This window comes from Microbacterium sulfonylureivorans (assembly GCF_003999995.1).
Classification (GTDB): Bacteria; Actinomycetota; Actinomycetes; order Actinomycetales; family Microbacteriaceae; genus Microbacterium; species Microbacterium sulfonylureivorans.
The window spans coordinates 793,696-819,895 of record NZ_RJAD01000001.1; the positions used below are offsets into that span (position 1 = coordinate 793,696).

Here is a 26,200-nt window from a genome sequence, read left to right on the forward strand (position 1 = left end):
CGTGTGCGCCGACGGATGCCGCGGCATCCGTCGGATGATCGGCACATGACCCGCCACTGGAGCCCGCTCGCCGTCGTCTACCTGTGTCTCGCCGCGGCCGGGCTCGTGGGCACGTGGTGGTTCAACGTCCTCGCGATCGTGCAGCTGCGTGATTTCGTCGGAGACCTGCTCACGAGCGGCCCCGCGGTGTCGTCGATCGGCGTCGATCTGCTGGTCGTGGCCGTGGCCGGAAGCGTCTTCGTCATCGTCGAGGCCCGGCGCCTCGGGATGCGGCTCGGGTGGCTCTACGTCGTGGGCGCAGCGGTCACCGCCTTCGCCTTCACCTTCCCGCTGTTCCTCGCGATGCGCGAGCGCCGGAAGACCGAGCTCGGCGCTTCGCCGCCCTAGGCGATGCGGGTCAGAGCGCGGCGATGCGCGTCGTGAGCTCGCTCAGAGTCTCGGAGGGGAGCTGACTGCCCGCCATCTTCAGCACGGCGGCGGCGGGCATGCCCTTGGCGAAGCCGATCATCGGGTGTTCGGGCAGCTCGGGCACCAGTTCGACGATGATCCCGCGCGCCTCCGGATCGTCGAGCAGCTGCCCGAGCGTCGTGGTGTCGAGGTCGTACTTGCCGGCCATGTGCTCTCCCTCGTGGGCCCGGCCGCGGTGCCGGGGTCGCTACAGGATGTCAGAGTTCGCGGCATCCGCCCAGCGCGCCGAGGCCTCCGCCACGATCGCGTCCACCGGCGCGTCGATCGAGACGACCACTCCTGGCTCGTCGGCCTCCAGCGGCTCGAGCGCCGCGAGCTGCGAGGCGAGGAGCGACGGCGGCATGAAGTGGTCGGTGCGGGCGTTGATCCGGGCCGCGAGCAGTTCGGGCGAGCCGTCGAGCTGCACGAAGAAGACATCGCCACCGGCCCGGCGCAGCGTGTCGCGGTAGTAGCGGCGCAGGGCCGAGCACGCGACGACCGCGAGCCGGTCCTGCGCGGTCTCCGCGGCCATCGCCTCGCCCACGACGCGCAGCCACGGCATCCGGTCGTCGTCCGTCAGCGGGATGCCGGCCGCCATCTTCGCCACGTTCGCGGCGGGATGGAAGTCATCGGCATCGAGGTACGCGCCGCCCAGTTCGGCGGCCAGCGCGATCGCGACCGTCGACTTGCCGGACCCGGCGACCCCCATCACGACAAGCGGCACGGGTGTCTCCTCAGATCAGGTGGACGGATGCCTCGTCCTCGCCTCCAGGCTATCGAGGCGTGCCGAGACGACCGAGCGCCCGGCCCGCGTGATGCGGACCGGGCGCTCGAGGGCGCTTCGACTCAGAAGTCGAAGTCGCCGATGTTGTCGGCGTTGAACTCGTACGGGTCGCCGAGGAGGACGCCGGCGTCGGGGCCGACCTCGAACGTGCCCAGCTCGCCGGCTTCGAACGTGTCGCCTTCCTCGCCGGTGATCTCACCGGTGATGAGGGCCTGCGCCGCGTACGCGGCGAGGTATCCGAGGTCGGCCGGGTTCCACAGCGCGAACGCGGTCACGGTGCCGTCCTCGACGTACTCGCGCATCTGGTTCGGGGTGCCGAGGCCCGTCAGCGCGACCTGGCCCTTGTACTCCGAGGTCGACAGGTAGCGGGCCGCGGCGGCGATGCCGACCGTGGTGGGCGAGACGATGCCCTTCAGCTCCGGGTAGGTCTGCAGCAGCGCCGCGGTCTTGTCGAACGACGTCTGGTCGTCGTCGTCGCCGTAGACGACCTCGACGAGCTCCACGTTCGGGTGGTTCGCGGCCAGCTCCTCCTCCATCATCTCGATCCACGCGTTCTGGTTCGTCGCGTTCGCCGATGCCGACAGGATCGCGATCTGACCCTCGTCGCCGATCTGCTCGGTGATCAGGTCGACCTGGACCTTCGCGATGCCCTCCGCGGTGGCCTGGTTGATGAACAGGTCACGGCAGTCCGGGTTGGTGTCGGAGTCGAACGTGACGACCTTGACACCGGCCGAGCGGGCCTCGTCGAGCGCGTCGCAGATCGCCTCGGGGTCGTTCGCCGAGACGATCAGACCCCCGGCGCCCTGCTGCGCCGCGGTCTGGATGTACTGCACCTGCGAGGTCGGGGTCGCCTCGGTCGGGCCGACCTCCTCGAACGTGCCGCCGAACTCCTCCGTGGCCAGCTCCGCACCACCCGTCGAGGTGTCGAAGTACGGGTTGCCCAGGTTCTTGGGCAGCATCGTGATCGACAGGCTCGCGTCGCCGCCATCCCCGCCGTCCGTCGCCTCGCCACCCGAACCGCCACCGGCACAACCGGTCGCGACGAGGGCGACCCCGACGGTGAGGGCGGCCGCGGCCAGTGCCACGCGCCCCTTGCGCTGAAGTCCGAACATCATTGTTTCCTTCCTTGGTGCAGTCTGCGGATGCGTAGCTGCGGTGGTGTGTGGTGCTCTGGGGCGATCACGACGGGTCTGATGACGCGTCGGCTCGCCCCTTCCTCTTCCCGATGGCGGAGGCCCTCCGGACCTGGAGCCATGCGAGCAGGCTGGACGAGACCACGGAGACGATGAGGAGCAGTCCCGTGATGACGTTGATGATGTCGCTCGACACGCTCGCGAGGCGCAGTGCGCTGCCGAGCGTGCCGATGAGGAGGACGCCGGCGATCACGCCGTGGAGCGCTCCGCGGCCGCCGAAGATCGAGACGCCGCCGAGGAGCACTGCCGCGATGACCTGCAGCTCCATGCCCATGGCGTTGTCGCCGCGGGCGTTCGAGTAGAGGAGCGTGAAGTACACCCCGGCGAAGCCGGAGACGGCGCCGCTGACGACGAACAGCAGGAACTTGGTGCGGCCGACGTCGATGCCGGAGAACGCCGCAGCCTCCTTGCTCAGTCCGATCGCGTAGAGCGAGCGGCCGAACGGGGTGAAGTGCAGGACCACCGCGAAGATGATCGCGAGCACCACGAACGGGATCATGATCATCGGGATCGGGGTGCCGGGGAGGTTCGCCTTCGCGAGGTCGGTCCACTCCTCGGGGAACTCGGTGATCGCCGTCGTTCCGAGCAGGCCCACGGCGATGCCGCGGAAGAGAGCCAGCGTGCCGATCGTGACGGCGAGCGAGGGCAGTCCGACGACGGTGATGAGGAACCCGTTGAACGCGCCGGCGATGGTCCCGACGAGGACGGCGACGAGCGCGGCGAGCGGGAACGGCACACCTGCCTGAGTGAGGATGCCCGTCATGACGCTCGACAGGCCGACGATGCTCGCGACCGAGAGGTCGATCTCCTCCGTGATGATGATGAGCGTCATGGGGAGCGCGATCAGCAGGATCGGCGCGATGTCGCGCAGCAGGTAGGTCACGGTGAGCGGGCTGTCGAAGTTCCGCACCGTCGCAAGGGCGACGACGATCACCAGGATCAGGATCGCGATGATCGCCGACTCCCGGGTGAGCAGGACCCGACGCCAGGCGGGCTTCGCGTGGGCCTTGTAGGTGCGCGCGGGCGCGGCATCCGTCAGAGCGGTCATCGGGTCTCCTCCCTCTGTGCGATGAGTCGTCGGTGCTGGCGGACCGCGAGCACCCGGTCGAGAACGATGGCGCCGAGGATCAGCACGCCGACCACGGCGCGCTGCCAGAAGTCGTCGATCCCGAGGATCGGCAGGGCGCGGTTGATCGTCAGCAGCAGGAACGCGCCGATCGCCGCGCCCCACACCGTGCCGACGCCGCCCGAGATCGCGACGCCGCCGATCACGGCCGCGCCGATCGCCTGCAGCTCCCAGCCGAACCCGGCGCCCGAGCTGACGGTGCCGTAGCGCGCGGCGTAGAGCACCCCGGCGAGCCCGGCGAGGGCGCCGCTGGTGACGAAGGCGCCGATCACCCGACGGGTGACGCGCAGGCCGTAGAGGTGCGCGGCGGCGGGGTCGGATCCGATGGCGTAGAGCTCGCGGCCGCTGCGGAGGTTCCGCAGATACCAGGCGGCGACGACGAGCACCACGACGGCGATGATCGTGAGGATCGGGATGCCGAGGATCCGATCGGTGCCGAGGGCGCGGAAGTCCGGCGGCAGATCCGACGCGTTGATGCGGTCGCTGCCGGTCCAGGCGACGTTGATGCCGCGGTAGACATACATCGTGCCGAGCGTGATCACGAGGGCGGGGACGCGGGCGAACGCGACGAGCGAGCCGTTGATGAGTCCTAGGAGACCGCCGAGGAGGACGCCGCCCACGAAGACCCCGATGAGCGGGATGCCCGGGATGTCGATGAACAGGCGCCCGGTCAGGTAGGCGGTGAGTCCGACGATCGAGCCGACCGACAGGTCGACGTTGCGCGTGATGATCACGATCGCCGATCCGACCGCGACGAGCAGGAGGAGCGACGGGGTGAGCAGCAGGTCGCGGAACCCGTCGCCGGAGAACAGGAACGTCGGGTTGCTGATGGTCGCGAACAGGATCACGAGGAGGAGGGCGACGAGGATGCCCGTCTCCCGCGCGGTCGCGATGCGCTTGACGAGCTTGGATGCCGCGCTGGAGCCCGGCTGCACGGTGGGCGTGACGGTGGCGGTCATCGGGCCACCTCCGCATCGGCGGTCGCGGCGTACATGACGGCCTCCGGAGTGGCCTCGGCGCGGGGGAACTCGCCGGTGAGGCGGCCTTCGCGCATCACGAGGACGCGGTCTGCCATGCCCAGCACCTCCGGGAGCTCCGACGAGATCATGAGGATCGCCATGCCCTGCTGCGCGAGCTGCGAGATCAGTCGGTGCACCTCGGCCTTGGTGCCGACGTCGATGCCGCGCGTCGGCTCGTCGACGATGAGCACCTTCGGCTCGGTCGCGAGCCACTTGCCGAGCACGACCTTCTGCTGGTTCCCGCCCGAGAGCGTTCCGGCCTCGGCATCCAGCGCCGCGGTCTTCACCTCGAGCCGACTCGCCCACACGGCGGCCGCCTCGTTCTCGAGCCCGGACCACAGCAGCCCCCACTTGGCGAGCTTCGAGCGGATGGCGAGCGTGATGTTGCGCGAGACGCCGTCGTCGAGGACGAGTCCCTGCTTGCGGCGGTCTTCGGGCACCAGAGCGATCCCCCGATTCGTGGCGAGGCGCGGGTTGCCCTTGGGGAGCGCACGACCCTCGAGGGTGACGGATCCGCTCTCGTACACGTCGACGCCGAACACGGCTCGCGCGACCTCGCTGCGACCCGCGCCGACGAGGCCGGCGAGGCCGACGATCTCGCCGGCCCGCAGTGTGAACGAGATGTCGCGGAACACACCCCTGCGGGTGAGGCCGTCGACGGCGAGCACCACGTCGCCGACCTCGGCCGGCAGCTTGGGGAACATCTCGGTGACGTCGCGTCCCACCATCTGGCGCACGAGGTCGTCGACGGTCGTGTCGATGATCGGGGTCGTGTCGATGTACGAGCCGTCGCGCATCACGGTGACGGTGTCGCACAGCGCGAAGACCTCGTCGAAGCGGTGCGAGATGAACAGCAGCGCGCGGTCCTCGTCGCGGAGGCTCCGCGCCACCGCGAAGAGCCGCTCGACCTCGACGCCCGACAGCGCGGCGGTCGGCTCGTCCATGATGAGCACGCGGGCGTCGAGCGAGATGGCCTTGGCGATCTCGATGATCTGCTGGTCGGCGATCGAGAGACCCTCGGTGACCCGGTCGGGGTCGAGCGCGACGCCGAGCCGCTGGAAGATCTCGACGGCCTCGGTGCGCATCGCCTTGCGGTCGATGCGGCCGAAGCGGTTCGTGGGCTGGCGGCCCATGAAGATGTTCTCCGTGACCGACAGGTCGGGGAACAGCGTCGGCTCCTGGTAGATCACGGCGATTCCGGCGGCCTTCGACTGTGCGGTGCTCGTGAAGTCGACCGACTCGCCGTCGAGGAGGAACTCCCCGGCGTCGCGGCGGTAGAGTCCCGCGACGATCTTGACGAGCGTCGACTTGCCGGCCCCGTTCTCGCCGATGAGGGCGTGGATGGAACCGCGGTCGAGCGTCAGGCTTCCGGAGCGCAGTGCGACCACGGGACCGAAGGACTTCACCACCCGGCGGAGTTCGAGCGCGGGGTGCGGCGCGGCGGGTGCGACATCTGCTGCCACGGCGGCCTCCTCGTTGAGGTGAAAGTTGATGAATCGATTCAGACGGGTTTCAGGCTACTCTAAGTACACCGACGTGACCGGTCAAGTCGAAGGGCGACAGTGACCGAATCGTGATCCGACAAGGGAGTAGGAGGCGCCGTGCCCGTCAGCATCCGTGATGTCGCGCTGCGCGCGGGAGTCTCGGTGGGCACCGTCTCGAACGTCCTGAACCGCCCCGACGAGGTGTCGGCCGATTCGGTCGACCGCGTGAGCCGCGCGATCGAGGAGCTCGGGTATGTGCGCAACGACGCCGCGCGCAAGCTCCGCGCCGGCGTGAGCACCACCGTCGGGTTCGTCGTGCTCGACGGGCAGAACCCGTTCTACAACGACGTGGTGCGCGGCGCCGAGGACGAGGCGACCAAGCACGGCATCGCCATCCTCTACGGCAACACCGACGAAGACCTCGCCCGCGAGAAGCTCTACCTCGACCTCTTCGAGGAGCAGCAGGTCCGCGGCCTCCTGATCGCCCCCTACGGTGACGTGACCGCGCGACTGCAGCGCCTGCGCGCCCGCGGGATCGCCGCCGTGCTCGTCGACCGCTTCAGCGGAGACGGACGCTTCTCGTCGGTCTCCGTAGACAGCGTCGTCGGCGGGCGTATGGCCGTCGAGCACCTCATCGAGGGCGGCCGACGCCGCATCGCCTTCGTCGGCGGCCCGTTCGACATCCGCCAGGTGAACGACCGCCTCGCCGGCGCGCGCGTCGCCGCCGAGAACGCCAGCGCGCCGGTCGAGGTCGAGGTCGTCGCCACCTCCGCCATGACCGTCGAAGACGGCGTCGCCGCCGGGGCGCGCATCCTCGCACGCCCCCGCCGGGACTGGCCGGATGCGCTCTTCGCCGCCAACGACCTGCTGGCGCTCGGCCTGCTCCAGTCACTGGTCGTCGACGGACGGATGCTCGTGCCCCACGACATCGCGATCATCGGGTTCGACGACATCCCGTTCGCGGCCGCTGCCGCCGTGCCGCTGTCGTCGATCCGTCAGCCGAGCCGGATGATCGGGCGCACGGCCCTGCGGATCGTGCTCGAAGAGGCGGCCGACCCCGAGAGCATCGCACGGCAGACCGTCTTCCAGCCCGAGCTGGTCGTGCGGGCCTCCACCCGGCCGCGCTGATCGCTCCACCCGGCCCCACCGCTCAGCGGTCGGTCGTGTTACCTTGTACCTCTACGTACCTTGTTGATCTAGGTATAGGAGACGGATGTGAAGATCGGCAAAGACCTCGTCGCGGCAGCCGCGACGCCGATGGTGCTGGGCATCCTCGCGGAAGGCGAGTCGTACGGCTACGCCATCCTCCAGCGGGTGAGCGAGCTGTCCGACGGCGAGCTCGAGTGGAGCGACGGGATGCTGTACCCCCTTCTTCACCGCCTCGAGCGCCTCGGCCACGTCGAGGCCACATGGAGCGCCTCGCCGACCGGGCGTCCCCGCAAGCACTATCGGCTCAGCGGCAGCGGTCAGGCGGCGTTCGCCGAGCAGCGCCGACAGTGGAGCGTCGTCAGCACGGCGCTCCAGAAGGTGTGGGCCGACCGCGACGGCGGGGATCGCAGCGCCTTCGCGCTGGGAGGTGCGCCCGCATGACCCCCGATCTCGAACCACAGGTCGAGCAGCAGATCACCGCCTGGCGCGAGTATGTCGGCCGGCGCGACGCCATCGCCGGGCGTGACGTCGATGAGCTGGAGGACCATCTCCGCGACCAGATCGAGCGGCTCGAGGCATCCGGGCTCGCGCCCGACGAGGCCTTCCTCGTCGCCGTCAAGCGCATGGGCGGGCTGGACGACCTCTCTCGCGAGTACGCGCGCGAGCACTCCGAGCGGCTGTGGAAGCAGCTCGTCGTGGCCGAGCCCGAGGCGGCGCCGTCGCGGTCGGGGCCGATGCTCCTCGCGGTCGGGTTCGCCGTCGCCGCTGCCGTCGCCATCAAGGTCCCCGCGCTGTTCGGGGCGGACTTCTCGAGCGACGGCGACTTCTATGCGCGCAACCTCGCGGTCCTCGTCCTTCCGTTCCTCGCCGCGTACTTCCTGGTGCGACGCCGCTCGTCGGCGGCGACCGTCGCGATGGTCGCCGTCCCGTTCGCCGTGGCGGCGCTCGCGCTCAACCTCTATCCATTCGGACCGGATGCCGCGACCCTCGTCCTCGCGGCGATCCACGCCGTCGTCGCCCTGTGGATCGTCGCGGGCATCGCCTACGCGAACGGCGACGTGCGATCGAGCCGCGCGCGCATGGACTTCATCCGCTTCACGGGCGAGTGGTTCGTGTACTTCGTGCTGATCGCCCTCGGCGGGGCGGTGCTCATCGGGCTGACGATGGGAGTGTTCAGCGCGATCGGGCTCGACGCCGCCGACTTCGTCAACGACTGGCTCCTGCCGTGCGGGATCGCCGGGGCGGTCGTCATCGCCGGATGGCTCGTCGAGGCCAAGCAGAGCGTGATCGAGAACATCGCGCCGGTGCTGACGAAGCTCTTCACCCCGCTGTTCACCCTGCTCCTGGTGGCGTTCTTCGTCGCCGGGCTGATGCAGGGCGCGCTCGTGGAGCCCGTCGACGGCGCCCCCGAGATGTTCGGCCAGCGCGATCTGCTCATCATCTTCGACGTGGTGCTGGTGGTCGTGCTCGGCCTGCTCCTCTATGCACTGTCGGCCCGCGACCCGATCGCACCGGCGTCGTGGTTCGACCGTCTGCAGCTCGTGATGGTCCTCGCCGCCATCCTCGTCGACCTGCTGGTGCTCATCGCGATGATCGGGCGCATCGCGGAGTACGGCGCGAGCCCGAACAAGCTCGCCTCGCTCGGGCTGAACCTCATCCTGCTGGCGAACCTCACCGGAGCCGCCTGGCTGCAGCTGCGGTTCGTGATGGGCAGGACGACATACGACCGGCTCGAGCGCTGGCAGACGGGGTACGTTCCGGTCTACCTCGCCTGGGCGACGATCGTCGTGCTCGTCTTCCCGCCGGCATTCGGCTACGTCTGACCGCGGGTGTGGCTGGAGCGCGGATGCCCCGACCGCGGACCGCCGACCGGGGGTCGGGGTCGGAGTCGCGGCGGGATACGGACTCCAGGTGGTGGGCGTGGTCCTCTTCCTCGGCACGATGGGCTTCATCGGCTCGATCTGGGGCTTCCTCTGGCCCTTCATCCTCATCCCGGTGCTCGCCGGGGCGCTGATGTTCTCGCGACGCTGGCGACGGTTCGCAACCGGTGTCCTCATCGTCTCGGCCGCGACGTGGATCATCGTGATCGGGCCCCGCATGGGGATGATGGGCGGCTGGGTGCTCTGACCCCGCGCGCGGATCCGGCGGCGGCCGAAGATCACCCATGCGGGTCGTTGACACAGGGCGGAGCATCCGGAATCCTTACCCTCGTTACCTCGTCGACGACCCTCCTGGCTGCCGGGCCCGACGAATCGGGAGCGCCCGAAAGGGCTCTAGGGACGGAGAAGGAATGAGCGACGTCAAGCGACCCGCGACTTCGGTTCATGCGAAGACCACGGGAATGTCCTGGTTCACCATGGCGATCCTCATCGCCACCGCGGTCGCGAGTGTGCGCGGCCTGCCGGCGATGGCGGGGTATGGGTGGGCATCGATCTTCCTGTACGTCCTGCCCGCCATCGTGTTCATGGTGCCCGTGGCGCTCGTCGCCGCGGAGCTCGCGAGCGGGTGGAAGGGCGGCGTCTTCGTCTGGGTGAAGGAGGCGTTCGGCGATCGGATCGGCTTCAGCGCGATCTGGCAGCAGTGGATGCAGAACGTCGTCTGGTATCCGGCCCAGCTCGCCTTCTTCGCGTCGGCCCTGGCCTACGTCTTCAACCCCGCACTGGCCAACAACGGCCTGTTCACCGGGCTCGTGATCCTGGTGATCTACTGGCTGTCGACGTTCATCGCCTTCGGCGGAGTGAAGTCCTTCGCCGGTGTCAGCAAGTGGGGCTTCATCGCAGGCACGATCGTCCCGTCGCTCGGCCTGGTGGTGTTCGCCCTCATGTTCCTCGGTTCAGGAGGAACGTCCGAGCTTCCGCCGGCGTCCGAGGCGCAGTGGCTGCCGACGTGGACGGGCATCGCGAGCATCGTGCTGATCGTGAGCAACTTCCTCTCCTACGCGGGTATGGAGATGAACGCGGTGCACGTGAACGAGCTCGACAAGCCGGGCAAGCAGTTCCCGAAGGCCATCCTGCTGTCGGCCATCATCATCCTCATCGTCTTCATCTTCCCGACCCTCGCGATCTCGGTCGGCGTGGACTCGACGAGCATCAACCTGACGCAGGGCGTGCTGCAGGCGTTCGACGTGTTCTTCGGTCAGCTCGGCATCCCCTGGATGACGACGGTGATGGCCCTGCTCATCGTGTTCGGCATCCTCGCGTCGGTCGTCACCTGGATCCCCGGCCCCAGCAAGGGCCTCCTGCTGGTCGGCCGCCAGGGCTACCTGCCTCCCAAGCTGCAGAGCACCAACAAGAACGGCATGCAGGTGCCGATCATGGTGATCCAGGGGATCCTCGTCACGATCCTCGCTGTGCTGTTCGCCATCGTGCCATCGGTGCAGAGCGTGTTCTGGATCTTCTCCGCGATGGCCGTGCAGCTCTACCTGATCATGTACATGATGATGTTCCTCGCGGCGCTCAAGCTGCGTCGCTCGCACCCTGACGTCAAGCGCGGCTTCCGGACGCCTGCCATGGGGCTCATCGGCTGGGTCGGGTTCCTCGCGAGCCTGCTCGCCTTCTTCATCGGTTTCATCGAGCCCACCGACAGCGGCAGCACCATGGGCCAGTTGAGCTACACGCTCCTGCTCGTCGGCGGCATCGTGGTGCTCGGCATCTGGCCGTTCATCATCTACGCCTTCCGCAAGGAGAGCTGGAAGGTGTACGCCGACGAGGACCATCAGCACAGCGCCGAAGAGGCGGGCGTCACCGACGCCGCCCCGTCGACCGACCCCAAGACCGCGAACTGACACCGGAGGAATGACGATGCTGCATAAGAAGGATGACGTCAGAGACGAGCTGCTCGACGAGGTGTTCGCCTCGGGCGACCTGTCGGTGTCGCTGCCGAAGTACCGCATGCCGAAGGAGGAGCACCTCGCCGCGCACGCGTACCAGGTCGTCGTCGACGAGCTCATGCTCGACGGCAACTCCCGCCAGAACCTCGCGACGTTCTGCCAGACGTGGCTCGAGCCCGAGGTCCGCGCGATCATGGCCGAGACGCTCGACAAGAACATGATCGACAAGGACGAGTACCCGCAGACGGCCGAGATCGAGGCGCGCTGCGTCCACATCCTGGCCGACCTGTGGAACTCGCCCGACGCCGCGAACACGCTCGGCACGTCGACGACCGGTTCGAGCGAGGCCGCGATGCTCGGCGGCATGGCGCTGCTGTGGAACTGGCGCGCCCGGCAGCGGGCGGCCGGCAAGCCGACCGACAAGCCGAACATGATCTGCGGTCCGGTCCAGGTGTGCTGGCACAAGTTCGCGCGCTACTGGGATGTCGAGCTGCGCGAGATCCCGATGGAGGGCGACCGCTTCATCATGAACGCCGACGAGGTGATCAAGCGGGTCGACGAGAACACCATCGGCGTCGTGCCGACGCTCGGCGTCACCTTCACCGGGCAGTACGAGCCGGTGCACGAGGTGAGCGACGCGCTCGACAAGCTGCAGGCGGAGACGGGGCTCGACATCCCCATCCACGTCGACGGCGCCAGCGGCGGCTTCATCGCGCCCTTCACACTGCCGGATCTGGTGTGGGACTTCCGGCTGCCTCGCGTGAAGTCGATCAACACATCGGGTCACAAGTTCGGCCTGGCCCCGCTGGGCGTCGGCTGGGTGGTGTGGCGCGATGCCGCGGAGCTCCCGGAGGACCTGATCTTCAACGTGAACTACCTCGGCGGCAACATGCCGACGTTCGCGCTGAACTTCTCGCGTCCGGGCGGCCAGATCGTCGCGCAGTACTACAACTTCATCCGGCTCGGACGCGAGGGCTATCGCAAGGTGCACCAGTCGTGCCACGACACGTCGGTGTTCCTCGCCCAGGAGATCTCGAAGCTCGGCCACTTCGACATCATCAACGACGGCAGCGCCGAGTCCGGCATCCCGGCGGTCTCGTGGAAGCTGAAGGACGGCGTCGACCATCCCTTCACGCTCTTCGACCTGGCCGATCGCCTGCGCACACGGGGCTGGCAGGTACCCGCGTACACGATGCCGGCCGACCGACAGGATCTTCCCGTTCAGCGCATCCTGGTGCGGCAGGGATTCGGTCGCGATGAGGCGTCGCTGCTGATGGACGACTACCGTGCGGCCATCGAGCACTTCGACAGGCACCCCATCGTCAACTCGATGACCGAGGAGGAGGCGGGCAGCTTCCACCACTGACCCTCGTCCACGGACCACGAGGCCCGGGCGACCCTCCGAGGGCGTCCGGGCCTCGCCGTGTCGTCGGGGCGGTCGGAGGCCGGCCAGCCGGGGTCGTGATCCACCGGGCGGGAGCAGGCATCCCGCCCGCCTGGAGGATGTCTCGATGCGGGATGCTCGACTCCGCGTCACGCAGAGGAGGACCTTCCCGCACTTCCAGGATAACGGAGGGAGGGGGCCTTGCCACAAGGCCCCCCTGAGGGCGCATACTGGTCGGCCGTGACTTCCCGAGCGGAGCGGACGGTCGCGTGCGCGAGATGGAGCTGAGCGGTGAATCCCCAGATGACGACTACTTTCGACCTGCCCGAACGCCTGGCCGCGAAGGCCGACCCGACCCTGATCACCGCCGACGAGCAGCGCTTCACGGCGATCGCCCGCAGCCTCGCCGCATCGATCGCCGACGCCGCGAGGCGCCTCGATGAGGCCCGGAAGGCGCCGGGCGGAACGGGGCAGCACGCCCTCGACCGCGACCTCGAGATCCATCGGCTCACCTCCCGGCTGAGGACCCTGCGCCGCTTCGGCCTCGACGTCGTGCTCGGGCACATCGTGCCCGACGACGGGTCCGAGCCTCTCTACATCGGCCGCCTCGGGCTGAGCGACCGCGACGGCGGGCAGCTGCTGATCGATTGGCGCTCGCCGGCGGCCGAGCCGTTCTTCGGCGCCACGCACGCGAACCCGATGGGTCTCACCAGTCGGCGGCGCTACCGCTGGACGAACGGGCGCATCACGGACTACTGGGACGAGGTGTTCACGCCCGGCGCACTCGAAGGACGCGCCGCCCTCGACGACCAGTCGGCGTTCATCGCGAGCCTGGGCGACACGCGCTCGAGGCGGATGCGCGACGTGCTCGCGACGATCCAGGCCGACCAGGACGCCATCATCCGGGCCGGCTCGAGCGGCGCGCTGGTCGTCGACGGCGGGCCCGGCACCGGCAAGACCGTGGTGGCCCTTCACCGCGCCGCCTACCTCCTCCACGCCGACCCGCGCGTCGACCGCAGCCGTGGCGGCCTGCTCTTCGTGGGGCCGCACCGGCCCTACCTCGACTACGTGTCCGACATCCTCCCCGGGCTCGGTGAGGAGGGCGTCCAGACCTGCACCCTCCGCGACCTCGTCCCCCAGGGCGCCGTCGCCGGCGTCGAGACCGACCCGGCGACACTGCGCCTGAAGTCTTCCGCGCGCCTCGTGGCGGCGGTCGACCGGGCGGTCCGCTACCACGAGCAGCCTCCCTCCAGGGGGATGCTCGTCGAGACCCCGTGGGCGGACGTCCGACTCACCGCCGAGGACTGGGCCGACGCCTTCGACGCCGCCGACCGCACGACGCCCCACAACGACGCACGCGAGCAGGTGCAGGAGGAGCTGCTGTCGATCCTCGGCGCGAAGTTCGACGAGTCGGTTCCGCCGGCCCTCCTGCGGCGCTCGCTGCTGCAGAACGCCGACCTCTCCCGCGCACTCACGGCGGCGTGGCCCACTCTCGACCCCGCGAACGTCGTCGCCGACCTGTGGTCGGTCCCCGCCTACCTCCGGCTGTGCGCGCCGTGGCTCGAGCCGCACGAGGTGGAGGCGCTGCAACGGTCCGAGCCGCACGCCTGGACGGTGGCCGACCTCCCCCTGCTCGACGCGGCACGCCAGCGGATCGGCGACCCGGACGCGGTGCAGCGCGCGCGACGACGGGATGCCGCGCTCGCCGCCGAGCGCGAGCTCCGCGACCGCGTGATGGACGATCTCATCGCGGCCGACGACTCCGAGATGATGATCATGTCGATGCTGCGCGGCCAGGACTTCCAGAACTCGCTGGTCGACGAGGCCGCCCTGCCGAGCGCCCCGTCGGACGAGCTGGCCGGGCCGTTCGCGCACATCGTCGTCGACGAGGCCCAGGAGCTCACGGATGCCGAGTGGCAGATGCTGCTTCTCCGGTGCCCGTCGCGGAGCTTCACGATCGTCGGCGATCGGGCGCAGGCCCGTCACGGCTTCACCGAATCCTGGCAGGAGCGTCTGACACGCGCAGGTCTGGAGCGGGCGGAGCTTGCCGCGCTCACCGTCAACTACCGCACACCGGAGGAGGTCATGGCCGTGGCGGAGCCGATCATCCGTGCGGCGATCCCGGACGCGAACGTCCCCACGTCGGTGCGCCGCAGCGGCCTGCCCGTCCTCCGAGCCACGGTCGCCGAGCGGGATGCGGTCGTGGACGGATGGCTCGCGAACCACTCCGAGGGCATCGGCTGCGTGATCGGCGACCCGACGTTCGCACCGACATCCCGGGTGCGCTCCCTGACCCCCGAGCTGGCGAAGGGACTGGAGTTCGACCTGGTCGTCGTCGTCGACCCCGACGGCTTCGGGGAGGGCATCGAAGGGGCGGTGGATCGCTATGTGGCCATGACCCGCGCGACGCAGCAGCTCGTCATCCTCACGGATCGGCAGGTGCCGTCGCCGCAGTGATGAGCTCGAGCGGGTGTTGTCGTACATATTCACGACTTGTATGATCAATGCCGACCGAAGGAGCTCCATGTCAACGTCCGACGCCATCAGATCCGTCCGCCTGCGATCGGTCCGGCTTCCGCTGCCGACGCCGATCAGCGACGCCAAGGTCCTCACCGGCAGGCAGAAGCCGATGACCGAGGTCGCCATGCTGTTCGCCGAGGTGACGACGGAGTCAGGCATCGAGGGCATCGGGTTCAGCTACTCCAAGCGCGCCGGCGGCGACGCCCAGTTCGCCCACGCCCGCGAGGTCGCGCCGGCGGTCATCGGCGAGGACCCGAGCGACATCCAGCGCCTGTGGACATCGATGGTGTGGGCAGGTGCGTCGGTCGGGCGCAGCGGCGCCTCCACCCAGGCGATCGCCGCCATCGACAACGCGCTGTGGGACGCCAAGGCCAAGCGCGCGGGCCTGTCGCTCGCGAAGCTGCTGGGCTCCCACCACGACTCGGTGCGGTGCTACAACACGTCCGGCGGGTTCCTCCACACTCCGATCGGCCAGGTGATCGACAACGCCGCCGAGGCGCTGGAGCGCGGGATCGGGGGCATCAAGATCAAGGTCGGGCAGCCCGACACGGCCGAGGACATCCGCCGCGTGCGCGCGGTGCGCGAGCACATCGGCGCGGATGCCGCCCTCATGGTCGATGCGAACCAGCAGTGGGACCGCGCCACCGCCATCCGGATGGGGCGCGCCCTCGAGGAGTTCGACCTGGTCTGGATCGAGGAGCCGCTCGACGCCTACGACACCGCAGGGCACGCGGCTCTCTCCCGGGCGCTCGACACTCCCATCGCGACCGGCGAGATGCTGACCAGTGTCCGCGAGCACCGCGACCTCATCGAGGCGGGCGCCGCCGATGTGATCCAACCCGACGCCCCGCGCGTCGGCGGCACCTCGCAGTTCCTGCGCCTGCTCTCGCTCGCCGACGAGCAGGGCCTCGATCTGGCCCCGCATTTCGCCATGGAACTCCACGTGCACCTCGCGGCGACGTACCCGCGCGAGCCGTGGGTCGAGCACTTCGAGTGGCTCGAGCCGCTGTTCGAGGAGCGGATCTCGATCTCGGGCGGCCGCATGCGGGTGCCCACGGCACCCGGTGTCGGCCTCACGCTCAGCGACGCCGTCGCGGGATGGACCGTCGCCGATGTCACGGTCGCACACTGACCCGCGCGGATCCGCGGAGGTCGCGGCATCCGTCCCCGGCGCCGTCGCTAGCATGGCGCTTGTGCCGCCCATCGACCCGTCCCCGCGCCCGCGTAGGTCGCAGCAGCTCGTGGCGGACCTGCTCGAGATGATCCAGCAGGACGTCGTGCGCCCCGGCACGCGCCTCCCGACGGAGGCCGAGCTGTCGGAGCGGTTCGGGGTGAGTCGCACCGTCGTGCGCGAGGCGATCGCGCAGCTGAGGTCGGACGGGATCGTGCGGTCGTCGCAGGGGCGCGGCACCTTCGTCCTCGCCGCTCCGGGCGAGCGTCGCCTCGCGCTCGCCGAGGCCGACGTCACCGACCTGCCCGGGACGCTCGCGCTGCTGGAGTTCCGCGTCGCCGTCGAGGTCGAGGCTGCGGCGCTCGCCGCGCGCCGCCGCACCGGCCCGCAGCTCGGCGCCATCGAGCGGGCCCTGCACTCCTTCGGTGCTGCCGGGGATGCGCCGGGCGCGGCCGTCGACGCCGACTTCGCCTTCCATCTGCGCGTCGCACGGGCGAGCGGGAATCCGCACTTCGCGGCGATCCTCGACTCCCTCGGGACCGGGGCTCTCGTGATCCCGAAGGAGCGCCTGCGGAGCGGATCGGATGCCCACCGCCATGCTCTCGAGGAGCACACCGCCGTGCACGCGGCCATCGCCGCCGGCGATCCTCTCGCGGCGAGCGCCGCAATGCGCACGCACCTCGCCAATTCGGCGTCGAGGCTCCTCGCGGGCTGAGGCCGCCGCCGCGGCCGCGACCGCCCGGCTCAGGTCGCTCTCACTCGGGCCGGGCGATGTGCGCCGACGGGTTTCGCGATCAATCCGCCTCCTCACGGATCGACGGTGCCGGATGCGTCTCGGGTCGACCGGCCGCCCGGACGTCGGCGAGCGCGGCACTCAGGCGCTCGAGGGCGGGCGCGGCCGCGGCGAGCGCGGAGCGATCCGCGACGGAGAGGGATGCCGCCGCCTCCGCCACGAGGACGGCGCTGGCCTCGTCGAAGCGATCGAAGAGCGCGAGCGCCTTGGCGGAGGCGAGCACCTCGACCCGGCGGCGGTCGCCCTCCGCCGGGCGTCGTGCGACGAGCCCGGCGCTCTCCATCGCCGTGAGCAGGTTGCTGACCGTCGACCTGTTGAGCCGGAGGCGGTCGGCGAGCTCACCGGGTGACGATACGACCCCCCGCGGCAGCGCGCGGATCACCTCGATCTGCGCGTCGGGGATGTCGGGGAGGTGCTCGGCCGCGCGGGCTCCGGCGAGGAGGGCGCGGCGAAGCGGCCCGATGATGGAGGCGAGTCGGGACGCGTCGAGCCCGCCGTCGGCGCTCACGGCAGCACCGGAGTGAGCGACGAGCGGACGTTGAGCACGTCGGGGTGGAACCCTGCGGCGCGCTTGTAGCTCGCCGCGATGTCGGTCAGCTCCTCGGCCGAGATGACGTCGTGGACGTCGGCGAAGCCCTCGGGGGCGCGCTCGTGTGCGAGGAGCATGACCCGCTCGGGACCCTGTGCCCTGTTGCTCTCGATGAGAGCCGAGGTCGCGGGGCGGCGGTCCTCCTCATATGCGGCGAGCGCGGCATCCGCCGACGGCGCGGTCGCGAGGTGGAACGCGAGCGTCCGGGCGTCGAGGATGGCCTGCGACGCGCCGTTCGAGCCGTTCGGGTACATCGCGTGCGCCGCGTCGCCGAGGAGCGTCATCCGCCCGAACGTCCACCGCGGGATCGGGTCACGGTCGACCATCGGGTATTCGAGCAGCTCGTCGGCGGCCGCGATCACGCCGGGCACGTCGAGCCCCTCGAAGCGCCAGTCGCGGAAGAGCTCGACGATGGGAGCGGCGTCGACGGAGAGGTTCCAGTCGACCGTCTCGGCTCCGGCGCCGCGCCGCTCGGCGATGAAGTTCACCCGGGCGAGGCCGGAGGCATCCGGCCCGCTCAGGGGGTAGGCGACGAACTTCTGCTCGCCGTCGCCGGCCATCACCATGGTGCGCCCGTCGAGGAATGCCGGAACGCGCGCGGTGCCGCGCCAGAGCGTCAGCCCGTTCCAGATCGGCGGACCCTGGTCGGGGTACCGCGCCGCGCGGGCCGCGGAGTGGATGCCGTCGGCGGCGACCACGAGATCGGCTGTGACGGATGCCTCGCCCTCGGCGGTGGCGAACACCGCGGTCGCGGCATCCGCTCCCTGGTCGACGCGGATGAGGCGGTGACCGAGGCGGAGGGCGTCGAGGCCGAGCCGTTCGCGCACGGCGTCTGCGAGCACCATCTGCACCTCGCCACGGTGGACCGACAGCTGCGGCCAGCGATAGCCGGCCTCTCTCCCCCGCGGCTCGCTCCAGATCGGCTGGCCGAAGCGGTTCACGTAGGTCAGCGTCGACGGCGCGATGCCGCACCGGGCGACCCGGTCGGCGAGGCCCAGCTCGGTGAGTTCGCGCACCGCGTGCGGGAGGAGGTTGATGCCGACGCCCAGCGGGCGCAGTGCGGTGGCCCGCTCGTACACCGTGACGTCCGTCCGGCCGACCGCGTGAAGGCTCAGAGCCGCGGCGAGTCCGCCGATGCCGGCGCCGACGATGGCGATTCCCATGAACGACTCCCGTGTCGAGATCGGATGTTGTCCACATAGTTTTGTACCCAACAGATATTGCCGTCAAGACCCGGGATCCCTTGCCGCCGCACAGCGTCCGGCGACGGCGGCCCCACGTCGGGTCCGTATCCCCTCGTAGGCGGCGCCGTCGCGGGGCATAGCAGCCGCATAGGCGCGGGCGTTCGGATGGAAGCAGACAGTCAGACATCCGGGAGGAACCCATGACCCCCAGCGCCCTCATCCTGGTCGGCATCGACCTCGTGGCCGCCACCATCCTGAGCTTCGGGATCTACTACCGCCGCCACCACCGGCGCGACCTCGTCGTCGCCTTCCTCGGCGTGAACGTCGGCGTGATGGCCGTGGCCGCCGTGCTCGGCACCGCCGAGGTCGCCCTCGGCCTGGGGCTCGGGCTGTTCGGCGTGCTGTCGATCATCCGGCTGCGGTCGTCCGAGATCTCGCAGCGCGAGGTCGCGTACTACTTCGCCGCCCTTGCGATCGGGCTCGTCGCGGGCCTCCCCCAGACCGACCCCTGGCCGGTCGCCGGCCTCATCGCGCTCGTCCTCGCCGCGCTGTGGGCCGCCGACCACCCGGCTCTGCTGGCTCGGAGCCGCCACCAGGTGGTGCGCCTCGACCGCGCCGTCGCCGACGAGGACGAGCTGCGCGCCGAGCTCGAGACCAGCCTCGGCGGACCGGTCACCTCGCTGATCGTCCAGGAGCTCGACCTCGTCAACGACACCACGCTCGTCGACGTGCGGTTCCGGGCTCCACGACGCGGCGCCGGAGCGGCCCTCGCCTCCGCTGCGCCGTCCGAGACGCGCAGCCTGCAGGGAGCGGGGCGATGAGCGCGCTCGACCGCTTCGACGGCGTCGGACTCGACGAGCTCGTCGCCGAGGCATCCCTCCTCACCCGCCTGGACCGCAAGTACGTCGTCCCCGCCGCCGACGTCGACCGCGTCCTCTCCCGGCTCGACGAGCGCACCCGCGTACTCGAGATCGAAGGCCGCCGCGCCTTCGCGTACGAGTCGGTCTACTTCGACACCCCCGACCTGCTGAGCTTCCGCATGGCGGCGCAGCCGCGCCGGCGGCGGTTCAAGGTGCGCACGCGCAGCTACCTCGACACCGGCTCCGCGTACCTCGAGCTGAAGACCCGGGGCGCGCGCGGCACGACGGTGAAGGAGCGCGACGACTACGAGCTCGCCCTCCGAGGAGAACTGACACCGGATGCCCGCCACCACGTCGGCGACGCCCTCGAGGCGATCGGGGTCGAGGCCGACCGCGCCGGCGACCTCGAAGCGACGCTCACGACCCGGTACAGCCGGGCGACGCTCCTCTCCGCCGACGGCGCGGCCCGGGCCACCGTCGACACGGGGCTCGCATGGATCGAGCCGGACGGGAGCGGCTTCGGGCTCCCGGGGGTCGCGATCGTCGAGACCAAGTCGGGCTCCTCGGCCTCCGATGTCGATCGCCTGCTGTGGCGGACCGGCCATCGCCCCGCGCCCGTCAGCAAATACGCGACCGGCCTCGCCGCCCTCCACCGCGAACTCCCCCGCAACCGCTGGGCCCGCCTCCTGCGCGGCCTGTTCTCACCCGACCATCGTTCCGAGGAGGAATCATGCTCCGTCGCCGCCTGATCCTGGCATCCGTCCCCCTGACCCTCGCCGCCGTCGTGCTCGCCGGATGCGCGACCGCCACCGCCGGCTCGACCACGCCGACCACGTCCGCCGTCGACGAGACGACGACCGAGGCGGCCGTCACCATCGACTCCGACCTCGATGCCGACGCGGTGCTCGCGGCGAACGCCGACGTCACCACCGTGAACGACGACGAGTGGTCGGCGAACGATGCCGTCGACGTCGACCTCACCGGCGTCACGGCGTCCTCCGACTCGCCCGCCGTGACGGTCGACGGCTCGACCGTCACGATCACCGCGGCCGGGGTCTTCCGGCTCTCGGGCTCGCTCGACGGGCAGGTGCTCGTCGCCGCGCCCGACGACGCCCAGGTCGTGCTGCTCCTCGACGACGCCGAGATCGCGGCATCCGATTCACCCGCCATCACCGTGCAGACCGCCGACGATGTCGCGATCGTGCTTGCCGACGGCAGTGAGAACACGGTGTCGGATGCTTCGTCCTACGCCGACGACGCCGAGGCGAACGCAGCGATCTACAGCGACGCAGACCTGACGATCTCGGGCACCGGATCTCTCGCCGTGGACGGCAACGGCGACGACGGGATCACCTCGACCGACGACCTCGTCGTCCTCTCCGGAGAGGTGACCGTCGACGCGGCCGACGATGCCCTGCGTGGCAAGGACTCGCTGACGGTGGAGGGCGGCACGCTCGACCTCGCCGCCGGCGGAGATGCGCTCAAGAGCGATCAGGCGGATGACGTCACGCAGGGCTTCATCGCCGTCGCGGGCGGCGACATCACCGCGACGAGCGGCGACGACGGGTTCGCCGCGGCGACCGACGTTGTCGTGACCGGAGGAACGCTCGACCTCACCGCCGGGACCTCCGGCAGCGCCGCTGACGCCTCGCCCCAGGGCATCTCGGCCGGCGTGGTCGTGGCGCTCGACGGCGGCGAGATCGCCGTCGAGGCGGCCGACGACGCGGTGCACTCCGACGGATCGATCGGCCTCGGCGGCGCCTCGGTGACGGTCACGGCCGGAGACGACGGCGTGCATGCCGAGCAGACGCTCGAGATCCGCGACGGGGCCGTGACGGTGACCGACGCGGTAGAAGGCCTCGAGGCGCAGAGCGTCGTCGTCGCGGGCGGCGCGGTCGATGTGACCTCGAGCGACGACGGCATCAACGCCGCGAGCGGCGCGGCCTCCTCGGATACGGACGGCCAGGGCGGCATGGGCGGCGGGGGTGAGACCGACACCGGCGAGACGATCACCATCGCAGGCGGAACCGTGCGGGTCGCCGCGGTCGGCGACGGCCTCGACTCGAACGGCTCCATCGCGATCACCGGCGGGACGACCACGGTCTCGGGACCGAGCTCGGCCGGAGGGCAGGGAGCCGTCGACGCGAACGGCGCCGTCACGCTCGACGGCGGCGAGCTCTTCGTCGCGGGGAGCGTGCTGAAGACCCCCGACGGGGCGCAGCAGTGGGTCGCCGGCACCGCGAGCGGCTCGGTCGGCGACACGATCGAGATCACGGATGCCGCGGGCAGCGTGATCGCGTCGTTCAGCGCCGACCAGTCCTTCGCGGCCGTGTTCTACAGCGGCCCGGGTCTCGAGGACGGCGCGAGCTACTCGATCGCGGTCGACGGCGTGATCGCGGCCACCGCCACCGAGGGAACCGGCGTCGCGTCGACCGGCGGACCGGGTGGAGGCGGACGCCGGCCCTGAGCGACGGCGCAGGCTGCCGGCGTGGGCGGGACCGGGTGCACGGTTCCGCCTGCGCCGGTTCTGCGCGCGCCCGCGTCTCGGAGCGCGTGCCGCGTGTCAGCCCGCGACCACCGGCCGGAGCGTGCGGGCATAGTCCTCCTTGAGAACCGCGAGGTGGAACCAGGCCTCGAGGTGTGCGACCCCCGGCAGCGCGCGGATGCGCTCGAGGCTCGCGTAGAGCGCACCTGCGGTGGGCTCTACGAGTGTCGCGATCGCGTCGAAGCGGCCGAGCGTCCGTGCGGCGAAGTCGATGCCGCGCCAGGTGCGGAGCGCGTCGATGACCGTGTCGTCGTCGCCCGTGAGGCTCAGGCCGACGCCCATCGAGAGCTGGCGATGGGCGAGCCCGCGCGCCTCGACGGCGCTGATCTTGATGACACCGCCGTCGATGAGCCGCTGCACGCGGGTCGTCACCGCCGAGGGCGAGAGGCGCACCGCTTCGCCGAGCGCGCGGAAGCTCTTGCGCCCGTCGCGCTGGAGCTGCTCGATGAGGGCGGTGTCGGTCGCGTCGATCGTCACGTCGCCCTGGTAGTCGGAGACGAAGAAGCCCTTGACGACCGTCGAGTAGATCAGCGTATTGATGTCGGCCACGCGAGGCAGTGCGCGGAACTGGGCGAGCAGGTCGTGGAGGGCCGACATCGATCCGAGCCGCACCTCGGTGACCAGGTCGTGCGCTCCGCCGACGGCCGAGACGAGGACGGTCTCGCTCACACCGCGCAGGTGCTGGGCGACAGGCTCGGCGGGGCCGTCGGTGCGGACCGACACATGGGCGAGCACATGCTGGCCGAGGAAGACCGGGTCGACGGCCGCGACGACACGGACGGTGCCGTCGGCGAGCATCGCGTTCAGGCGGGCCGACACGGCGGCGCGCGACTGGCCCAGCTCGGTCGAGAGCGAGTGGATACTGGCGCGCCCGTTGACCTGGAGGGCGCGGATGAGTTCGGCGTCGAAGTCCATGATTCCCGTCGATCGGCGATTTTCCGTGGAACGCTTGACCCGGACGACAATAGTCCAGTCGAGGAACCGCTTGATAGGACGCTCCGCGTGATTCTGGCATCCGCGACGACCAGAAGTCCACTGAACAGCGTCCCGTGCTGGAGTTGTGCGCTTGCCATGCCGCTCCGGGCTCCCTAGCATCCAACGCAACTCGACATACCGCGAAGGAGCGGCAATGACCTCCACCTCCACCCGGGCACGGCGCGCAGGATTCGCCGCGTTCGTCGGCACCACCATCGAGTGGTACGACTTCTACGTCTACGCGACGGCGGCCGCGCTGGTCTTCGGACCCCTCTTCTTCCCGAGCGGCGACCCGCTCGCCGAGACCGCCGCGGCGTTCGCCACGTTCGCGGTCGCCTTCCTCGTGCGGCCCCTCGGCGGCATCATCTTCGGCCACATCGGCGACAAGCTCGGCCGGCGCGTGTCCCTCGTGATCACGCTTCTCCTGATGGGCGTGGCGACGGTGCTCGTCGGCTGCCTCCCGACGTACGAGAGCATCGGCATCCTGGCCCCGATCCTGCTGATCCTGCTGCGTGCGCTGCAGGGCCTCGCGGTCGGCGGCGAGTGGGGCGGTGCGGTTCTCATGAGCGTCGAGCACGCCCCCGAGAAGTCCAAGACCTTCTACGGCGGCTTCACCCAGCTCGGCAACCCCGCCGGCGCACTGCTGGCCTCGGGCATCTTCGCGATCATGTCGCGCTTCGGCGACGACTTCATCATGAACGGCGGATGGCGCATCCCGTTCCTGCTGTCGATCGTGCTCATCGCCGTCGGCCTGTGGGTCCGCTACCGCGTCGAGGAGTCGCCGGTCTTCGAGAGCAAGATCGAGGGCCGCAAGCAGTCGATGCCCCTCGCGTACGCCCTGCGCGTCAACTGGCGCCCGATCCTCCTCGGCATCGGCATCCTGCCGATCTCGACCGGCGGCTACTACCTCGCGACGACCTTCGCCACGGCGTACGCCACCGGCGAGCCCATCGCGATGAGCCCCCAGCTGATCCTCGACGCGATGACGATCGCCTCGTTCATCGAGTTCGTGGTGACCCTGCCGGTCGCGTGGCTCGGAGACAAGTGGGGCCGCAAGAACATCATGTACATCGGTCTCGCGACGTCGGTGCTGACCTTCGTGCCGTTCCTGCTCATCCTGCCGGGCGAGGTCGCTCCGCTCATCTTCCTGTTCGCTTCGCTGACCCGCGTCGCGATGAGCGCGACCTATGCCCCCCTCGCCGCCCTGCTGGCCCAGATGTTCCGCCCGCAGGCGCGCTACACGTCGCTCGCACTGTCCTACGGCGTCGGCGCCGCGATCTGGGCGGGCTTCTCCCCCTGGTTCGCGACGCAGCTGATCGCGTGGACGGGCAGCGTGTGGTCGGTCATCGCGATGTTCACGGGCATGGCCGTGCTCGCGGCGATCTGCACGAAGCTCGCGCCGCAGCACTCCGACGAGGCACCGGTGACCGAATCGTTCACCGCCCGCACCGACACCACGACGAACCGCGTCGCATGAGGAAGCTCGCAGCCTTCGACCGGCCGTCGCAGTCGGTCACCCGCCTCGTCACCGCGCGCGTCATCCGCACCCTCGACTCCGGCGACTCCGCCGCCACCGCGATGCTCATCGATCGCGGCCGGGTCCTCGCCACGGGCACGCGCCACGAGTGCGCCGCGGTGGCCGAGCGGTCGGGACTGGATGCCGAGCACGTCGACTTCGGCGACGCGGTGATCGTCCCGGGCTTCGTCGACGCCCATGCCCATCCGCTGATGTACGGCCAGCTGATGACGTGGGTGGACTGCGGGCCGGCGAAGGCGTCGAGCATCCCCGAGATCGTGGCCCTGCTCAGGGCCGCGGCGGAACGCCTCCCGGCCGGCCGACCGGTGCGCGGCTACGGCTACGAGCACCGCAACCTGGCCGAGCAGCGGCATCCCACCCGCTTCGAACTCGACGCGGTGGCGACCGACCGCGAGGTGTACCTCATGAACGCGTCGGGTCACGGCGGGGTCGTCAACTCGTTCACCTTCGCGAAGAACGGCGTCACGCGCGACACTCCCGATCCCGACGGCGGCGAGATCTTCCGCGACGCGGAGGGCGAGCTGACGGGAGAGATCTCGGATGCCGCGTGCAACATGCTCACGGGAGTCCACGGCGTGAAGATCGGCCATCACGGCCCCAACTTCCACCTGGCCGACGAGCCGGAGGAGCACCTGCGTCAGCTCGACGTGGCGACGCAGCGGTTCCTGGCCGGAGGCGTGACCACCATCGGCGACGCGCAGGTGTCGCGCCGCGAGTTCGACATGTACCTGCGCCTCGCGGAGGCCGGACGCCTCGACGTGCGCGTGTCGATGTACCTGCTCTCGCACCTCCTCGACGACGCGCTGGAGATGGGCCTCGTGGGGCAGTTCGGCAACGCGCACCTCAGCTTCGCCGGCATCAAGCTCTACGCGGACGGCACGCTGGGCGGCTGGACGGCCTACTTTCCCGACGGCTACGTCGGCGATCCGTGCCGCACCGGCCAGCTGTACCACGAGCCGGCGGACTATGCGGAGCTCATCCGCAAGGCGCACGCGGCGGGACTGCAGACCGCGACCCACGCCCAGTCGCCGACGGCCATCGAGATGGTGGTCTCGGCGATCGAGGCGGCACTCGAGGAGCGTCCCGATGCCGACGCCCGGCACCGCATCGAGCACTGTGGCCTGCCGACGCCCGAGCAGATCCGCCGCATGGCCGCCTCCGGCATCCGGCCGGTCAACCAGCCTCAGCACTACTTCAACTGGGGCGAGGGCGTCGAGCAGGCGATCGGCACCCCCGGCGAGCGCTTCAACCCGCTCGGAGAGTTCGAGGCCGCCGGCGTGCCCTTCACGATCTCATCGGACGCGCCGGTCGCCGAGCCGCTCCCGCTCGAAGCCATCCAGACCGCGGCGACGCGCGTCACACGACGGGGCCACAAGCTGGGCGCCGACGACCTGCGGGTGTCGGCATCGGCCGCGCTGCGGGCCCACACCATCGAGGGGGCGGTGTCGCTCGGGCGCGAAGACGATCTGGGGTCGCTCGAGGTCGGGAAGTACGCCGACTTCGCCGTGCTCGGCGACGACCCGCTGACGGCAGCGCACGAGGACATCGCGAAGATCGCCGTGCTCGAGACCTGGGTCGGCGGCGAGCGTCGCCACCGGGCCGCCTGACGAA

At 70.3% G+C, this 26,200-nt stretch carries 24 protein-coding genes; 15 read left to right on the plus strand and 9 right to left on the minus strand.

What is annotated here, in order from left to right; genetic code table 11:
* Positions 1–45 precede the first annotated feature (45 nt).
* Positions 46–387, plus strand: a complete 342-nt coding sequence (locus EER34_RS03570; RefSeq protein WP_127473180.1) for a DUF2834 domain-containing protein — start codon at positions 46–48, stop codon at positions 385–387.
* Between the two features lie 10 nt (positions 388–397).
* On the opposite strand, the gene EER34_RS03575 is transcribed toward EER34_RS03570, so the two are convergent.
* From EER34_RS03575 to EER34_RS03600, 6 genes are all read right to left on the minus strand, one after another.
* Positions 398–616: a hypothetical protein gene (locus tag EER34_RS03575; protein WP_127473181.1), complete on the minus strand. Its 219-nt coding sequence runs from the start codon at positions 614–616 to the stop codon at positions 398–400.
* 39 nt (positions 617–655) lie between these two features.
* Entirely contained in the window at positions 656–1,171 is a 516-nt protein-coding gene (locus tag EER34_RS03580; RefSeq protein ID WP_240642101.1) for a gluconokinase, read from the minus strand.
* A 122-nt stretch (positions 1,172–1,293) separates the two neighbouring features.
* Entirely contained in the window at positions 1,294–2,343 is a 1,050-nt protein-coding gene (rhaS, locus tag EER34_RS03585; RefSeq protein ID WP_127473182.1) for a rhamnose ABC transporter substrate-binding protein, read from the minus strand.
* Positions 2,344–2,410: 67 nt separating this feature from the next.
* Complete coding sequence (locus EER34_RS03590) at positions 2,411–3,472, minus strand: ABC transporter permease (RefSeq protein ID WP_127473183.1); 1,062 nt, start codon at positions 3,470–3,472, stop codon at positions 2,411–2,413.
* On the minus strand, positions 3,469–4,509 hold the full coding sequence (locus EER34_RS03595) for an ABC transporter permease (RefSeq protein WP_127473184.1): 1,041 nt from the start codon (positions 4,507–4,509) through the stop codon (positions 3,469–3,471). The genes EER34_RS03590 and EER34_RS03595 overlap by 4 nt, the downstream gene beginning before the upstream one ends.
* Positions 4,506–6,032, minus strand: coding sequence for a sugar ABC transporter ATP-binding protein (locus EER34_RS03600; RefSeq protein WP_127473185.1), 1,527 nt, complete (start codon positions 6,030–6,032; stop codon positions 4,506–4,508). Before EER34_RS03600 ends, EER34_RS03595 begins: the two co-directional genes overlap by 4 nt.
* A gap of 138 nt (positions 6,033–6,170) precedes the next feature.
* On the opposite strand from EER34_RS03600, the gene EER34_RS03605 reads away from it, so the two are divergent.
* The 9 genes from EER34_RS03605 (at position 6,171) to EER34_RS03645 (ending at position 16,821) form a co-directional block, all read left to right on the plus strand.
* On the plus strand, positions 6,171–7,181 hold the full coding sequence (locus tag EER34_RS03605) for a LacI family DNA-binding transcriptional regulator (protein WP_127473186.1): 1,011 nt from the start codon (positions 6,171–6,173) through the stop codon (positions 7,179–7,181).
* Positions 7,182–7,268: 87 nt separating this feature from the next.
* Positions 7,269–7,643 (plus strand): PadR family transcriptional regulator, encoded by a 375-nt coding sequence (locus tag EER34_RS03610; protein WP_127473187.1) that lies wholly within the window; start codon positions 7,269–7,271, stop codon positions 7,641–7,643.
* Positions 7,640–9,025: a permease prefix domain 1-containing protein gene (locus EER34_RS03615; protein WP_127473188.1), complete on the plus strand. Its 1,386-nt coding sequence runs from the start codon at positions 7,640–7,642 to the stop codon at positions 9,023–9,025. Before EER34_RS03610 ends, EER34_RS03615 begins: the two co-directional genes overlap by 4 nt.
* Positions 9,026–9,113: 88 nt before the next feature.
* Complete coding sequence (locus tag EER34_RS03620) at positions 9,114–9,329, plus strand: hypothetical protein (RefSeq protein WP_127473189.1); 216 nt, start codon at positions 9,114–9,116, stop codon at positions 9,327–9,329.
* Positions 9,330–9,543: 214 nt separating this feature from the next.
* Positions 9,544–10,986: a glutamate/gamma-aminobutyrate antiporter GadC gene (gadC, locus tag EER34_RS03625; protein WP_127473190.1), complete on the plus strand. Its 1,443-nt coding sequence runs from the start codon at positions 9,544–9,546 to the stop codon at positions 10,984–10,986.
* A 16-nt stretch (positions 10,987–11,002) separates the two neighbouring features.
* Entirely contained in the window at positions 11,003–12,397 is a 1,395-nt protein-coding gene (gene gad, locus EER34_RS03630) for a glutamate decarboxylase (protein ID WP_127473191.1), read from the plus strand.
* Between the two features lie 321 nt (positions 12,398–12,718).
* Positions 12,719–14,872, plus strand: a complete 2,154-nt coding sequence (gene helR / locus EER34_RS03635) for an RNA polymerase recycling motor ATPase HelR (protein WP_205791340.1) — start codon at positions 12,719–12,721, stop codon at positions 14,870–14,872.
* 67 nt (positions 14,873–14,939) lie between these two features.
* Complete coding sequence (locus EER34_RS03640) at positions 14,940–16,067, plus strand: L-talarate/galactarate dehydratase (RefSeq protein WP_205791342.1); 1,128 nt, start codon at positions 14,940–14,942, stop codon at positions 16,065–16,067.
* 61 nt (positions 16,068–16,128) lie between these two features.
* On the plus strand, positions 16,129–16,821 hold the full coding sequence (locus EER34_RS03645) for a FadR/GntR family transcriptional regulator (RefSeq protein WP_205791344.1): 693 nt from the start codon (positions 16,129–16,131) through the stop codon (positions 16,819–16,821).
* 79 nt (positions 16,822–16,900) lie between these two features.
* On the opposite strand, the gene EER34_RS03650 is transcribed toward EER34_RS03645, so the two are convergent.
* Together EER34_RS03650 and EER34_RS03655 are read right to left on the minus strand one after the other, a co-directional pair.
* Positions 16,901–17,407 carry a MarR family winged helix-turn-helix transcriptional regulator gene (locus EER34_RS03650; RefSeq protein ID WP_127473194.1) on the minus strand — a complete coding sequence of 169 codons (507 nt, stop codon included), beginning with the start codon at positions 17,405–17,407 and terminating at the stop codon, positions 16,901–16,903.
* Positions 17,404–18,651, minus strand: a complete 1,248-nt coding sequence (locus tag EER34_RS03655) for a flavin-dependent oxidoreductase (RefSeq protein ID WP_127473195.1) — start codon at positions 18,649–18,651, stop codon at positions 17,404–17,406. Before EER34_RS03655 ends, EER34_RS03650 begins: the two co-directional genes overlap by 4 nt.
* Before the next feature lie 221 nt (positions 18,652–18,872).
* On the opposite strand from EER34_RS03655, the gene EER34_RS03660 reads away from it, so the two are divergent.
* Genes EER34_RS03660 through EER34_RS03670 form a run of 3 tightly spaced genes read left to right on the plus strand, consistent with a single transcriptional unit; the run spans position 18,873 to position 21,999 of the window.
* Positions 18,873–19,493, plus strand: a complete 621-nt coding sequence (locus EER34_RS03660; RefSeq protein ID WP_127473196.1) for a DUF4956 domain-containing protein — start codon at positions 18,873–18,875, stop codon at positions 19,491–19,493.
* The gene (locus EER34_RS03665; RefSeq protein ID WP_127473197.1) at positions 19,490–20,281 is read left to right on the plus strand and encodes a polyphosphate polymerase domain-containing protein; all 792 of its coding nucleotides are present in this window, start codon (positions 19,490–19,492) and stop codon (positions 20,279–20,281) included. The genes EER34_RS03660 and EER34_RS03665 overlap by 4 nt, the downstream gene beginning before the upstream one ends.
* Complete coding sequence (locus tag EER34_RS03670) at positions 20,263–21,999, plus strand: carbohydrate-binding domain-containing protein (RefSeq protein WP_127473198.1); 1,737 nt, start codon at positions 20,263–20,265, stop codon at positions 21,997–21,999. The genes EER34_RS03665 and EER34_RS03670 overlap by 19 nt, the downstream gene beginning before the upstream one ends.
* A gap of 96 nt (positions 22,000–22,095) precedes the next feature.
* Here the strand turns inward: EER34_RS03670 and EER34_RS03675 are convergent, their stop codons facing one another.
* Positions 22,096–22,992, minus strand: a complete 897-nt coding sequence (locus tag EER34_RS03675; protein ID WP_127473199.1) for an Lrp/AsnC family transcriptional regulator — start codon at positions 22,990–22,992, stop codon at positions 22,096–22,098.
* A gap of 214 nt (positions 22,993–23,206) precedes the next feature.
* Here EER34_RS03675 and EER34_RS03680 point away from each other — a divergent pair, with 214 nt between their 5' ends.
* Positions 23,207–24,529: an MFS transporter gene (locus EER34_RS03680; protein ID WP_127473200.1), complete on the plus strand. Its 1,323-nt coding sequence runs from the start codon at positions 23,207–23,209 to the stop codon at positions 24,527–24,529.
* Positions 24,526–26,196, plus strand: coding sequence for an amidohydrolase (locus EER34_RS03685; RefSeq protein WP_127473201.1), 1,671 nt, complete (start codon positions 24,526–24,528; stop codon positions 26,194–26,196). Before EER34_RS03680 ends, EER34_RS03685 begins: the two co-directional genes overlap by 4 nt.
* The last annotated feature ends 4 nt before the right edge of the window (positions 26,197–26,200 follow it).

Bases quoted from the DNA above. Each gene is read 5' to 3' on its own strand.
- EER34_RS03570 (WP_127473180.1), top strand. From the start codon at position 46: ATGACCCGCCACTGGAGCCCGCTCGCCGTCGTCTACCTGTGTCTCGCC.
- EER34_RS03575 (WP_127473181.1), bottom strand. From the start codon at position 616: ATGGCCGGCAAGTACGACCTCGACACCACGACGCTCGGGCAGCTGCTC.
- rhaS (WP_127473182.1), bottom strand. From the start codon at position 2,343: ATGTTCGGACTTCAGCGCAAGGGGCGCGTGGCACTGGCCGCGGCCGCC.
- EER34_RS03590 (WP_127473183.1), bottom strand. From the start codon at position 3,472: ATGACCGCTCTGACGGATGCCGCGCCCGCGCGCACCTACAAGGCCCAC.
- EER34_RS03595 (WP_127473184.1), bottom strand. From the start codon at position 4,509: ATGACCGCCACCGTCACGCCCACCGTGCAGCCGGGCTCCAGCGCGGCA.
- EER34_RS03615 (WP_127473188.1), top strand. From the start codon at position 7,640: ATGACCCCCGATCTCGAACCACAGGTCGAGCAGCAGATCACCGCCTGG.
- gadC (WP_127473190.1), top strand. From the start codon at position 9,544: ATGTCCTGGTTCACCATGGCGATCCTCATCGCCACCGCGGTCGCGAGT.
- gad (WP_127473191.1), top strand. From the start codon at position 11,003: ATGCTGCATAAGAAGGATGACGTCAGAGACGAGCTGCTCGACGAGGTG.
- helR (WP_205791340.1), top strand. From the start codon at position 12,719: ATGACGACTACTTTCGACCTGCCCGAACGCCTGGCCGCGAAGGCCGAC.
- EER34_RS03640 (WP_205791342.1), top strand. From the start codon at position 14,940: ATGTCAACGTCCGACGCCATCAGATCCGTCCGCCTGCGATCGGTCCGG.
- EER34_RS03655 (WP_127473195.1), bottom strand. From the start codon at position 18,651: ATGGGAATCGCCATCGTCGGCGCCGGCATCGGCGGACTCGCCGCGGCT.
- EER34_RS03660 (WP_127473196.1), top strand. From the start codon at position 18,873: ATGACCCCCAGCGCCCTCATCCTGGTCGGCATCGACCTCGTGGCCGCC.
- EER34_RS03665 (WP_127473197.1), top strand. From the start codon at position 19,490: ATGAGCGCGCTCGACCGCTTCGACGGCGTCGGACTCGACGAGCTCGTC.
- EER34_RS03670 (WP_127473198.1), top strand. From the start codon at position 20,263: ATGCTCCGTCGCCGCCTGATCCTGGCATCCGTCCCCCTGACCCTCGCC.
- EER34_RS03675 (WP_127473199.1), bottom strand. From the start codon at position 22,992: ATGGACTTCGACGCCGAACTCATCCGCGCCCTCCAGGTCAACGGGCGC.
- EER34_RS03680 (WP_127473200.1), top strand. From the start codon at position 23,207: ATGACCTCCACCTCCACCCGGGCACGGCGCGCAGGATTCGCCGCGTTC.
- EER34_RS03685 (WP_127473201.1), top strand. From the start codon at position 24,526: ATGAGGAAGCTCGCAGCCTTCGACCGGCCGTCGCAGTCGGTCACCCGC.